The following is a 13,615-nucleotide window of genomic DNA, read 5'->3' as shown; positions in this document are numbered from 1 at the left end:
GGAATTCTAAAATGTTAAATATGATATGCTCAGAATTTTTTAAATTGAAAAAGACTTGCATTGCACCTCTTGTTTTGATTGGCGGAACAATTATGACAATACTTATGTTTGCTGCAAGACATATAACTGAAGTTAACATGTCTTTTGAAAAATATGCTTACAATATAGAACAGACAAATTTTATAATGCTGTTTATAGTTTTATTTTCAATAATATCGGCATATGTATTTTCAAGGGAATTTACAGATAAGACAGCTAATGTATTATACGCTTATCCAGCAAGCAAATCAAAAATTTTCATGTCAAAATTGGTTGTAATATATATATTGATTTTTTTAACATATGTTATCGAAATCATATCAATACCATTAAGCTATTACTTTTTAAATGGAAATTTACCCGAGATAAATGTTATAATAAAGGATTTAAAAGCAAATATATTATCTATGTTATTTCAATTTTTATTAGTTCCAATTCCTGTATTAATTGCAAACTTGAGCAGGAATATTATAATGCCAATGACTTATGGTATATTAGGGTTTATTTTGTCATGTCTACTTAGAACTCAGTCTTTTTCATATTGTGCAAAATATATTCCGCTACTATCACCATGGCTTTCAGTAGATTATTTTTATTCAAATGCACATGTTGATTTGGATTATCGTGTTGATTTGAATTATATTATAATTTCAAGTGTTTTGTGTTTTATATTTTTTATAAGTATTTCTATATACGAATTTAACAAAAAGGATATCAAGTGATTCTTAGGTTCAGGTGGAATTTGCTTATAAGGAATACTTTTCTCCATCTGATCCTTAGAAGAACTTATCCAGGCGCGTAGCAGTGCTTATCCCCTACTTTGAAGAAAAGCAGATATTCCAAATCTTTGATTGGGTGATAGTCGCTTTCACAGAGTGCGATGGGGGTGTTAGCAATGGTAGCGATCGGATAAATTAAAAGGAGTTAACGATGAATAAATTTGTAAAATTAGTTTTTGGTTTTATACTATTTTCTTTTGCTATAGCTGCTGCAGGATGTGAATCTGAGTATCTAGGTGGAGATAGAAATACAAAGTGGAAAAAAGACTTAAGTTATATGCAAAAAGCTCTTCCTAAAAAACATGTAAATTTATTTTTTAAAATAAATGAAGAAAAGTTTAATGATGAAATAAATACACTAAAAAATTCAGTAGATAATTTAAATGACGATGAAATAGCTGCTGGTATCTATAAAATAACTGCATCCATAGGAGATTCACATACATCTGCATATAAGGAAACCTTAAATGCATATCCAATGGAATTTTACTATTTTAAAGAAGGTGTATATGTTGTAAATACTACAAGTGAGTACAAAAAAGCTCTTTATGCCAAACTCATAAAGATAAATGGTAAAGACATAAAAAATATCCAAGAAGCGATTTTACCTTTAATAGTAAATGACAACGAAGGAATGGTTAAAAAGAGTGTGCCCAAGTATTTGTCAAATCCTGAAATTCTCCATGGCATAAAAGTTGTATCTGATACAAATAAAGCAGTCTTTACTTTTCAAGACAGTAATGGAAAAATTTTTAATTTAAATGTAAGTTCTATGGATAAACACAAAATTAGTGAAAAGTTTATCGTAAATGAAACATACAATAGTTCATATCCACTTTATATGCAAAAGAAAAATTTAAATTACTGGTATAAATATTTAAGTGATGAGAAGACAGTTTATTTTAAATATAATAAGTGCCAAAGTGACGAGGACTCAGATAAATCAATAGAAGATTTTATAGCTCAAATGTTAAGCTTTATGAATACACATACTGTAGATAAATTTGTAATTGATATGAGAGATAATTCCGGTGGAAGTGATAAATATATAAAACCAATTATAGACTGGCTTAAAAATAAAAAGTTAAATAATAAAAATCACCTATTTGTGATAGTTGGAAGGAATACCTTTTCATCCGCAATAGTTGATACTAGCCTATTAAAAAAGGATACTAACGCAACTTTTGTAGGGGAAACTACTAGTGGTAAACCAAATCACTATGGTGCTGTAAAGGAATTTGAACTTCCAAATTCAAAGATGGAAATAAGTTATTCCACACAGTTTAATAAAAGTTCCAATAACAACAGCACCACTTTTGCACCTGATAAGATAATTGAATTGTCTATAAAAGATTACATGAATAAAACTGATCCTGTCTTGAATTACATCTTAAAATTTTAAGGGAATGGGTATAGATTTAGTTTTTACACAAATCTATACCCATTTTCCCTTTCTATGTCCATTGTTTAACAACATTTTTAAAACTTAATTCCAGAACCATTTCTCCAATTTTCATTTACTGTACTGCTTGATGATAGTGCACTGCTAACTTGATATAGTATTTCACTAAAATATTTTTCTGGAACTTGGCTTAAGGAAAGTAAATGCTGTTCCTTTATCTCATCATATATGTAACTTCCTCTTTTTACTGTACCTGCATTATAAAATCTCAATATATAAATTGTCGTATCTTCATTTTCATAGCCAACAGACAATCCTTCAAACTTCAATTCAACTCCTATGCCCAAGCTGTTATCTTCCTTGTAAAATTCATAGTATCCTCCTGCATCCTGAATAGAACCTCTATACCAGCCATAGTTCATTATCTTACCTACAAGCGATAGACCATTTACGATTTTCCCTCCAAATCTATCTACATATTTCATTTTCTTTTCTTCTTCAGTCATAGTAAATACTTCTCTATCCAATTGTTTAATAGGCTGTACAATTTCATAGTCTTCAAGCTGTTCCTTCCAAAGATTTAAATCCTCTCTAGAAAGTTCAAGAGGATGCACAAGTCCTATGCTTGATTTTTCAGGTACTTCAAATTCATCTTCATCTTCAGTATTAAAAGTTCCATCTTCCATATATCTAAATGTATCTACTAATTTTGAATTTTCATAGATTCCCCATATAAGTCCTATTGAAAATTTATGCATAATAGGGTTTTCAACAAATAGTTTTATCCATGCTTCTTTTGTCCACTTTCTTTCATTTGAGAGTGCCAAATCCATTCTAGTAGTTTGAACTGAAATTGTATTTTTCAATTGCTTTTTAAATGCTCTAAATTCACTACGTGCTTCCTTTGCTTTTGATTCATCATCTTTTTTGCCTGGTGAAGGCAAGTTTTTAAGTTTCTTTTCATTTTGATCATATACTTCTACACTTAAATCCGCAGCAAGTCTTACAATAAACTTTCTACTTCCATAGTCAAATATTCTCTCTCCACTTGTATTAAATCCTAAGTTCGGAACAACTTTATCAGAAAGTTCTTCTCTATCTACTCCCATTTGCTCTGCAGCAAAATCAAGTGCTTCTGCCGCTGCTTTTTTAACCTGCTTGAACTTGAATTTTCTTGAGATACCATCAACTATTAAAAGTGCAGAAGAACCCCCATTTAAAGCTAGAGCCTTAACTGCCTGACTTGCTATGGCACCTCTTGAATTCTTTGCCCAATCATTGATACACTTTTGCAGCTTCATTACAATTTCTTCTCCGCCATAAATTGATGAAAACCCAAGCACCCATCTCTTTTTAGCTTCTGCACCTTTTTCAAACCACCTATCAAAAACTTCATTTGCAAATAATTTCAAGCTATCTCTATTTAACTTTTGAACAAGCCTGTCTCCATCGACACTCTTGCCTATAGTATTTGATGCTGAATAGCAAAGTAAAACGGCCCTTAAATAGTCCTCTTCACAGTAATTATTACTCTCTTCTAATTTAACTTTAGGTAATGAATCAAATTCAAGCCATGAAAGTGAATTCTTTTTATTGCCTTTAAGTAAATCTTTTATAAATTCCTCACCTTTTAATTTTTCTTTGTCCATGCCTTTTTGTTCAATTCCCAAAACCTCCATAAGTAAGGCTCTTATTTTCTGACTCTTTTCAGCCTCCAGAGTATAATTTAAACATTCTTTAATGAGCTTACTTCTTTCTTCTTCAATGCCTTCCTCATTTAACCATTTTGATAAAATTCTTATAGCAACTTCTCTTTCTCCCTGTTTCTTGGCCTTAAGCTTATCAAGCACACCTTCCATATATTTAAGATTGCTTGAACTATTTGTAAACAACTCTACTATCTTTTCCTTAACCTTTTTTGAGCCATCTCCAAACTTATCTAAAACTACTTTTATATTTTCTTCCTTTTTCACTTTAAATATATACTCTAAAAATACACATCTTCCATCTGCTGAAATATTATCTATATTTTTAACAACTTCATCTTTATCTTTTACCACAATATCTTTTAAAACAGTATGAAGTGCTGCTGCTTTCCTACCCATATAATCATAATCATTTATAATATTATCTATAAGTTTCATCTTTGCCAGGACAGGTACACTGTACTTTCTAAGTATATCAAATATTTTATGAAACTTTTCACTGCTGTACTCTGTTCCAGTGTTTCTCTTATAATCTGATGAAAGTTTTACAATATAATTCTTATAACCAACTGCTGCCATTACTGAAACTACTCTTTCATATAAATTAATACCTCCGCCTAAATTTTTGCATAAAATATTCAGTACTTCTATTAATTCATTATTCATTCTCCAATAACTTGTATTTTGTGGTTCTATTGAATATAGTGTGTTTTTCACATTTTCAAAGGAAACATCATCTCGTAAAAATGATTCTACTACACTTATATCCCCTTCATTTACTTTATCTTCCCTAAGAACTTTTGAAAACACATTTATACAATTTTCATCAAGAGTTTTTATATAATTTGATTTTTCATCACCATCAAGCATAAATGACATTAAATAATTCTTACTGGCGCCTTCTGATAAGCTTATTGCTTCTTCAAAGGACTTCTTGTTCTCTTTTAATTTTTTCTTGAGTATTTCTGATGCCGTTTCATTACCTGCAAACTTTTCTGCATACCAGGCAACATGGTATTTTGAAGGTATTTCAAATAACATATCCATATTATTTACAGTGTCAGAATAACAACTTGTAACAGGTAAAATACTATATGCTGAATTTAAAGCATCTCTAAAATTTACTCTTACAAAAAACTGAAACATCTTCTTTAAAGTTGCAGATTTATCTGCATTTAATGCTGAAAATCCAACTAAAAATTTAAATAGGTAATCACTATATTTATATCCTTTAACTTCATCAATAATATTTTCAAGAAGTGCGTAGTCATTTTTTTCAATGAACATTTGAATTTTTTTTACCAAATCATCAGGCATTTTATTATCATAAAGGTTGTCTATAGAATTTGTAAAATCATCTTCTATGTCCTTTAAAAATTCATAATACTTGTCATTTTTTTCTATACCTTTATATTTACAATATATTGAACAGACTACCATCTTTTGATTTACATCCAAGTACTCACAAGCCTTTATTACATCCTCCGGACTTTCCCTGCACATATCATATATTGTTTTAAAATTTTTATTGTCTAATCTGCTATAGTCATATGCCAAACGGTTTACATAAACTATAAGAACTATATATTTTTCAACTCCAGCTTTTATAAGTTCATTAACCGTATATTCAGAAATCCAGTAACTAGATTTAAGTATTACATAGGTCACGCTTGCTTTTCCCATTTTAAACAAGATATTTATGTATTTTCTTATATATTCATTTGACTTGTATCTTCTTATAGAAGTATATGCTTTTGCAGCCTTACTCAATATATCCTTTGAAATCGAGTTAAAATCAACCTCAGGAAGCATATTTAAAAATTCATCTTCTTGAACTTCATCTTCTAAATAATCTTCTAGAGACCCCAATGCATCCTGTGATACATTTAGTTCCTCAAGTACATCCTCAATTTTATTAAGTAAATGTTCCTTTATATTCACACTATCCACTCCTAGCTGCTTATTTTTGTCTTCAAATTTAATATATTCAATCTCTTTTTACAAATTATACAGTACTCATTTAGTTCACAATATTCTTTAACACATTCACTATAGTTGAAATCAAATGAATGTCTTTTTGATTTCAACTTATCATGTATACTATTTAATTTTTGAGAACCATAACTCATCCCACAACTTTCTAAAACAAGTCCAAGCCTCAAAAATTCATCTATTACAAAATCACTAGGTGTATTAAATCCACTAAAAAATAATTCTTGAATGCTTTTTTGGACTTCATCTATTACATTAAGTATCTGTTTACATTCGTTCATATACTCACCACCAATTTACCATTTATAGTGTTAAATTTTCTACTTGTCCAGTATCATCATAATAAGTTATAGGATAAAATACGAGCTCCTCACCATCTATATAAATTCTTCCAAAAATATAATGTGATCTGTTATATTTTATAACTCTTTCAATTCTTCTTATCATATATTTTGTATCCAAGGAGAATTTAATAATAATTTTACTGCAGTTATTAAACTTATCATAAATTGGTACAGAAAATTCTTGAGTTACATCATTAAAATCCACTTCTCCAAATTTATCTATTTGTAAAAATATTAAATTATACTCTTGATCTTTTTCCCTCTTGTCTAAAAATATCCTGTCTAAAATTTCATTCCAGTTATCATAATCATACTTTTCAGTATTTAATTTAAAAATATTACTTTTACCTATTATTGTCCCATTTGATTCACTGCTTGAAGATATCCTATTTTGTGAATTAATTTTGCCGTGAATTAATTTGAAACTTATATTACTTAATTCACAAATACTACAATTTAAGTTCCATGGAGCAGGTTCATTAAAAGATTTCCTATAATTAACATCATCATAATATGTAGGTAATGCATTTGTATATGTATAAATTTGTCCATTTTTACTTTCTAAAAAATAATATGTAATTCCTTCATAACCAGAATTGCTTTTCCACTTTTCAGCTGCAAAACCATGAAATTCTACAGGTGGAATCTCGTAATATGAACTTTTAAATTCACCAACAAGCAAACTCAATTTATCTAAGTCTTTTACATTTTCAAGTGAAATTGCCCTTGTATAAAGAGATGTTATTTTATTTACTAGATTTTCTTTAACAAAGGAAGCATTTTTATTAAAATAGAGAGAAAATTCCTCTCTAATATCTCTTACACTTTTTTCAAAATTAGGGAGTTCATAATTATGACATATAACAGCTAAATTATTCAAACTATCCATGATAGTAACTGGCATTCTAGAAAGACCAGCTATAAGCATATCTTCAACTGCAAATTTTATCTTAAATGAAGCCTCTTTTAATTTTTGTTCATCAAAACCTTCTGATGTTTTTGCAAAAACTTTAAGCTCTTTTAAATTCAAATAGCCTTTTTTCAATTTGTATAAAATCAACGCTTCAGCTTTATGTACACATAATTCCTTGGATTTGCAAGTGCATGTTGAATTTTCAATGTTACCCAAGAACTTCACCAAAGTATTTTCGTCTATAAAATTGACTTCTATAATAGAACCTTCTTTTATTTCAAAATTCACTCCAAATTCTATTCTTTTAATTATGTCATTCAGATTTTTATCTCCTGTCTTTTTCTTTATTGTATCTATGGAAATTTCTTTTAAAGCTAAAAACTTTTCCTCTTCTTCAGATTGACTTCCACAACCCTGTATATCAAATAACTTTTCCTTATTTTTCATCAAATACAAATAACACATTATGACATGCTTACATATGCTCCTTGACGGACAACTGCATTTATAACCTTTTATATTTTCATTTATACTGCAGGTTATATCATCAAATTTAAATTCAATGCTATTATTCTTTACTTCATATTCTATATTTGAAACTTTGGACAAATCCTTATCTGCTCTCTTTGTAATACCTTTATTGCTGATTCCAGCAAGATAATCTGCATCCATGCTGTAAATAAATTTTCCAAGTTCTTTTAAGAAATTATCTTTGCTATCCAATCTGATAACCCCCCCGGTGTCATAGCTGCAACTTCTGCTCCAAGTGAAGCCATTTTTAAAGCAGCATTTTTATCATATGAAGGCGATGCCTCTACATCAAGAGCTGTTAAAATAATGAGCTTTGCTCCACTTTCAACAATGGACTTTGCCTTTGCATACATATTTCCATAACCATATCCCTCATATAAATCCGTAACTAGAACAACCATTGTCCTATGAGGATTTTCAATTAACTTTTCACAATAAGTCATAGCTTTAGTTATATTAGTTCCACCACCAAGCTGTACACTCATAAGTGTTGTAACAGGATCATCAATATATCCACTTAAATCAACTACTTCCGTATCAAATATAATGAGATTTGTTTTAAGCATAGGAAGTTTTGAAAATATACCAGCCATAATTGCACTATGAATCACAGAATCCAGCATAGACCCACTCTCATCTACTGCAATTATTATATTCCATGGGTTGAATTTTCTAACATTCTCATTAAAATATATCTTGTCCACTACGAGTCTCTTTTTATCACAATCATAGTTTTTTAAATTTTTCTTTATAGTCCTTTTAAAATCTATATTTTTAGAAGACTTTAAAGTTGTGGATTTATTTTTATTTACCCTACCCGTAATTGATCTTTTAACATCATTTTCAAGTTTCTTTGTTATATCCTCTGCTACCTTTTTTACAATGGACTTGGCAGTATCAAGTACATCACCTTTCATAAGGTGTTTCATCTGTAGTATATTTTTTAAAAGCTCTTTATTAGGTTCTAATTTTTCCAAAACTTCTTTATCCGTTAAAAGTTCTGTGAGATTATATTTTTCAATTGCATGCTTTTCAAGTACTTCAACAGTCTCCTTTGGAAAAAGTTCTCTTATTTTAGTTATCCATTTAGGTACAGTCAAATTTGATGGTGACGTGCTCCCACTGCTTTTACCTCTCTTAACTCCATCTTTTTCGCTGTATTCTCTTGAATATAAAAAATCCAGTAAGTCATCCATTTCCATGTAGTTGATACCTGAATTGCTATCTTCAAATGGAATTTTACCATCTGCATATTTTCCAAGTATCAATCTCCATCTATTTAAGCTGACTAAACTTTCCTTCATAGGTTATCCCTCCTCTTCTGCCATTTTTTTAAATGCTCCACTGCATATTGTCCCAAAGTTACCTTAAACTTTATATCTTATTCAATAAGCAGTAATCCTTATTTGTAGAAGATAAGCCCTTAAAACTTTCTAAAATCTATATATTTCATATTTAGGATATCCAACTGCTGTTTTCAATTTATCTCTAAATAATTTTTTAATTAATTTTACTGAAGATGCATATACAATTTTATTTTCTGTTCCATCCTCATATCTTTGTATAGTTAAGAAAAGCTCCTCATTTTTATCCTTTAAATAGGTACTGCAGCTATCACAAGCCTCATTTATCTGTATCAAAGAATATTCTTTGTTAGCTTTCCATTCATTTAAATTACTTTCCTCAAAGCTTGCCCTAACCCATTTCCCAAGGCTTGGTTTTTTGTTCTTTTAATTTTATTTTTACATATGGTTTTATAGTTTTTTCTATTTTGTCTTTAAATTTTTGTAAACTCTCAGGTAATTCTATATTAAAATTTTTCATTATATTCCTCCATTATAATTTTCCTTAATAAACTTCACTTATATACTTAAAATTCTAAAATCATATCATACCACTTAGCACCACCATGTACTGACATGGATACACCTTTATTTTTGTAGCCAAATTTCATATAATAATGGATAAGTCTTTCTTTACAAGTTAAAATAACTCCCTTTCGGCCTGATGATCTTGCTGTTTCTATCATATGCTTCATTAACTTTGCTGCAATTCCCTGATTACGATACTCTGGTATAACATCCAATCCAAAAATGGTTTGATAGTGTCCATTTGGAACATGAAGTGTAGAATCTTCAAAAAGTTCATCACATATAACAGTCTCATTTATAATGCATCCATTAATAAATCCAACTATTCTATCATTTACTTCTGCCACAAAAAAGCTTTCTGGAAATGTTTCTATACGCTGCTTAAAAGACTCTTTTGTAGCTGCTTCTGCTTTTGGGAAGCAAATGCTTTCCACTTCTGCTACCGAATTTAAATCATCTATAGATACCTGTCTAATTTTAATCTCCATATTAATCTTCCTTTCTTTATATGCATACTTAAGTCCAAAATAAAATAACTGCATTCATATTATGCCACTTTGCTCCATTTTCTCAGCTGCATATTTATCAATTTCCGATCCAAGCTTTAAAATTTCAGGTGAAATAACTTTAAGTCCATCAAAATGAACTTTACTCACCTTATAATTTTTTGCTACTTTTTCTCCTATTTCATCTACTTCTCTAGGTATAAAATAGCTAAATGCAAGCCTTAACTGTGGTATAATTCTTATAAAGTCTTCATCTTCAACTTCATTTATAAACTTATCAATTGACTTTAAAATAGAACCTTCCACAAAAACTAAATCTCTTGCAGTTGAAAACAATCCATTTAAAAAAGACGGTGCTTTTAGTGCTTTTTCCTTAGTACCAAATATATATCCTTCCACAGACTTTGCTGCTTCTTCTGATTTAAGTTCATTTAATCCATATAGTATTCCAGATGCTGCTCCTTCAATTCCTGCATTTACAGAATCAAATCTTAGAAGCGAAAATAAAGCTTCTTTTAAAAGTGTGTCATCTAAATCTAATTCTCTTTTCACTACAATGTTAAATACTTCTTTCAGAGAATTAACTCCTTTTAAAGCTTCTTCTTCATTAATTGAAGCCATATCTGGAATCAATATGCATATTTTGCTGTACACGTAAAAAATTATATTTTTTACTTCATTCATAGAATTCATGAAATATAATTCTCTCATTGTGTAAATGTAATTTAAATAATAAAGGCAATTTATTAATGAATAGATGCTGCTATCTTCCGCAATAATATCTTTTAGTGCATTTATTGTAGAATTAAAAATTTCATCAAGCCCCATGTTAAATGATAAAACTAATAATCTTGAAATATTTTCTGCACTTCTACCACATTCATTCATATTCTTTTTTATAAGAGACGTAGATGCTTCTTTTAAGGTTCCTCCATAAACTGAATTTTCGATTAAAGCTGCATCAACTTGTGTGTTCCATTTATAGTACCAGGTTTCCCTTATTAAATTTACATCTCTCTTTAAAAAAATATTTGGTCCTTTTATTAGCCTAGAAAAATTAGTATTTAAAAATGCCATCCTATGCATTAAACAACTTATTTCTCTGTGTCTTTTTGATGAAAATATATCAAGTGAAATTTCCTGTTTTATAGTAGTATTTATCTTGAGCTTGTATTTAGCACAAGTGTCTTTAAAATCATGTACAAGAGGCGGCACATCTGCCTCCCTGCAAAGCTTGCCAATTTTATTTCCAGTTAAATCTTTATATAAAATTTTAAGTGGATCTTCTGTAGATATATTTAAGTCTCCTTTTATAAAAGATGAAGTTATACTGTCTATGAGTTCATACACTCCAGGCTGCCGCTTCCCCCTAAGATTTGAAAGTCCCTGGGCCATATCAAACGCACATATTTCATCAAAAGTAGAAAGACATCCATCATTTTTTCTAACCTTTTTACCATTTTGAATAATATTTGAAAGTACAGAATTCTTATATGCAGTTTCATAACTTTCATTTAATCTTTTCCACACACCTTCATAAAAATTGGGAAAGGGCATTCCACTTGAATATCCATTTAACTGATCAAGTGCTTCCATAGAGTATGGCATAACGTATACTCCTTTATCCTTTTCATCAATTTTCTTAATTCTAAATTCAACTTTTTTATTCAATAAATCTATTATTCCATATGTATGAAATCCACCGGTGATTACTAAAACTTTGTTATATACGCTGCATGCTTCTTGAATTTTAGATGCCATAAAAGTTTCCCTGGCAACACAGCCTTCACTTATAAGATCTTCTTTTGTGCTGCACATTCTTGAAAGATAACAATAAGAAAGCATATTTTTCACAAAATCTTCTTTACTTATATAAAGTCCCTGAATTTCAAATAGCTTTTCCCAAAATTCATTAAAACTTCTGCAGCCTTCCCTTTTACACAGTTCTTCTATAAATTTGTTTTCTTCAAGAAAATAATCATCATTGTAACTTAACTTATCTTCTTTCTTTAAAAGTCCCTTACCTTTCTCACTGTTTATAAGTATGTCAGCATAAGATAAATCAATAAACCTAGTTTCAACGTTTTTCTTTTTGCCTTCTCTAATTCCAATAAGTTCTGGTGAATAATCTAAAAAGGGATAATAACATCTATATTTTCCCTTTGTATCATCTATAAGTCCTTTTGAATCTGAATAAGAATAGTAAATAGCAAAAGGAGGATTACTATCTTCATGTGACAGTGAATCCTTTATGTTATTTCCATCTATAGGTCCTTCAATTAGTATAATTTCCGGTAAATATTCTTCAATTGTATTTCTTAAATGGTATGAACATGCTGGACTATGATGTCTTACAGGAAAAAATACAAGGTTTGACCTTAAATCAAAGGCGGCATTAAATAGTTTATTTATTTTATCCATTTCCTTGCTTCGTAATAACTTTTCCATAACTCCCCACCTTCTGCAGCTTTTGATTTAACTACAACATTAAAATAACTTTTAATCTTTTCAAGATCATCTCTACTTTCCTTTAAAGCAGCACCCATTATATTTTGGGCCATAGAATTGAGGTTAATCTTCGAATCTCCATAGTAATAAGCTGTCATCATTGTCTGGTAATAAACAGATACGGCTTCTGCTGTACTCATAACTGAAGAAGGCTTATCTATCCTTATACCATTTGAAGATATTCCTTCTCTGAGTTCATGGAAAGTTGAGGCCAAAAGTTCTACAACATCCTCATCCACTTCCATTTTTATGTTGTTTTGGTTTTTAAGTTTTTCAACTTCATTTACTATTATTTTTGCTTCCAGTGAAACATCTTTTATAGGAAATATGGTTTCAAAATTAAATCTTCTTTTTAAAGCACTACTCATTTCATTAACACCTTTATCACGTGTATTTGCAGTACCTATTACATTAAATCCAGGTTTTGCAAATAGTAATCCTTCACTTTCACCAAGTTCTGGTATATTAAGTACCTTATCACTTAATATACTTATTAAACTATCTTGAATTTCTGATGGACACCTTGTTATCTCTTCAAATCTCGTGATAATTCCCTTCTCCATTCCAACAAAAAGTGGTGCTTTAACTAAAGCTTCAGATGTTGGTCCTTTTGCTAAAAGCATTGCATAATTCCATGAATACTTAATCATATCTTCAGTAGTTCCAGCTGTACCTTGAACAGTGTTGGTGCTGCAGCCACATATCGCCGCAGATAATAACTCAGATAACATTGTTTTTGCAGTACCTGGTTCTCCAACAAGCATAAGTCCTCTATTTCCTGCAAGGGTTATAATACATCTTTCAACCAGAGAATCATTTCCAAAAAACTTTTTATTTATGTATATTTTTTTATTTCTATATGTTAAAGGTTCTAAACTTCCGAGTATAAATTTTCTCACAGCTTTTGGTGACAGTATCCAATTTTCTGGTTTTATTCCATCATCATTTTTCTTTAAAGCTGCAATTTCTTCTTTATACAAAACCTCTACTGGAGGTTTTAATATCTTTTCTGTCATGAAACCAC

10 protein-coding genes and 1 pseudogene are annotated in these 13,615 nt (G+C 29.7%); 2 read left to right on the top strand and 9 right to left on the bottom strand.

Annotated features, from left to right (window positions below; genetic code table 11):
- Window positions 1-11: 11 nt before the first annotated feature.
- Together CLAU_RS13400 and CLAU_RS13395 are read left to right on the top strand one after the other, a co-directional pair.
- Complete coding sequence (locus CLAU_RS13400; RefSeq protein ID WP_023162827.1) at window positions 12-761, top strand: ABC transporter permease; 750 nt, start codon at window positions 12-14, stop codon at window positions 759-761.
- Window positions 762-969: 208 nt separating this feature from the next.
- Entirely contained in the window at window positions 970-2,220 is a 1,251-nt protein-coding gene (locus CLAU_RS13395; RefSeq protein WP_023162826.1) for a S41 family peptidase, read from the top strand.
- 77 nt (window positions 2,221-2,297) lie between these two features.
- On the opposite strand, the gene CLAU_RS13390 is transcribed toward CLAU_RS13395, so the two are convergent.
- From CLAU_RS13390 to CLAU_RS13355, 9 genes and pseudogenes are all read right to left on the bottom strand, one after another.
- Window positions 2,298-5,867, bottom strand: coding sequence for a DUF4132 domain-containing protein (locus CLAU_RS13390; protein ID WP_023162825.1), 3,570 nt, complete (start codon window positions 5,865-5,867; stop codon window positions 2,298-2,300).
- A gap of 11 nt (window positions 5,868-5,878) precedes the next feature.
- Window positions 5,879-6,199, bottom strand: coding sequence for a hypothetical protein (locus CLAU_RS13385; protein ID WP_013237320.1), 321 nt, complete (start codon window positions 6,197-6,199; stop codon window positions 5,879-5,881).
- A 22-nt stretch (window positions 6,200-6,221) separates the two neighbouring features.
- Entirely contained in the window at window positions 6,222-7,898 is a 1,677-nt protein-coding gene (locus CLAU_RS13380; RefSeq protein WP_023162824.1) for an SWIM zinc finger family protein, read from the bottom strand.
- On the bottom strand, window positions 7,874-9,010 hold the full coding sequence (locus CLAU_RS13375; RefSeq protein ID WP_013237318.1) for a VWA domain-containing protein: 1,137 nt from the start codon (window positions 9,008-9,010) through the stop codon (window positions 7,874-7,876). Before CLAU_RS13375 ends, CLAU_RS13380 begins: the two co-directional genes overlap by 25 nt.
- Window positions 9,011-9,139: 129 nt before the next feature.
- Complete coding sequence (locus CLAU_RS13370; RefSeq protein WP_023162823.1) at window positions 9,140-9,346, bottom strand: hypothetical protein; 207 nt, start codon at window positions 9,344-9,346, stop codon at window positions 9,140-9,142.
- 64 nt (window positions 9,347-9,410) lie between these two features.
- A pseudogene (locus CLAU_RS21385) lies at window positions 9,411-9,530 on the bottom strand (YwqG family protein); the annotation flags it as partial.
- A gap of 46 nt (window positions 9,531-9,576) precedes the next feature.
- The gene (locus CLAU_RS13365; RefSeq protein ID WP_023162821.1) at window positions 9,577-10,065 is read right to left on the bottom strand and encodes a GNAT family N-acetyltransferase; all 489 of its coding nucleotides are present in this window, start codon (window positions 10,063-10,065) and stop codon (window positions 9,577-9,579) included.
- A gap of 54 nt (window positions 10,066-10,119) precedes the next feature.
- Window positions 10,120-12,531, bottom strand: coding sequence for a DUF5682 family protein (locus tag CLAU_RS13360; protein ID WP_023162820.1), 2,412 nt, complete (start codon window positions 12,529-12,531; stop codon window positions 10,120-10,122).
- The gene (locus tag CLAU_RS13355) at window positions 12,492-13,607 is read right to left on the bottom strand and encodes an ATP-binding protein (protein WP_023162819.1); all 1,116 of its coding nucleotides are present in this window, start codon (window positions 13,605-13,607) and stop codon (window positions 12,492-12,494) included. Before CLAU_RS13355 ends, CLAU_RS13360 begins: the two co-directional genes overlap by 40 nt.
- Window positions 13,608-13,615: the final 8 nt, after the last annotated feature.

It is taken from the genome of Clostridium autoethanogenum DSM 10061 (assembly GCF_001484725.1).
Classification (GTDB): domain Bacteria; phylum Bacillota; class Clostridia; order Clostridiales; family Clostridiaceae; genus Clostridium_B; species Clostridium_B ljungdahlii.
This window is presented reverse-complemented; position numbering and strand designations above follow the sequence as displayed.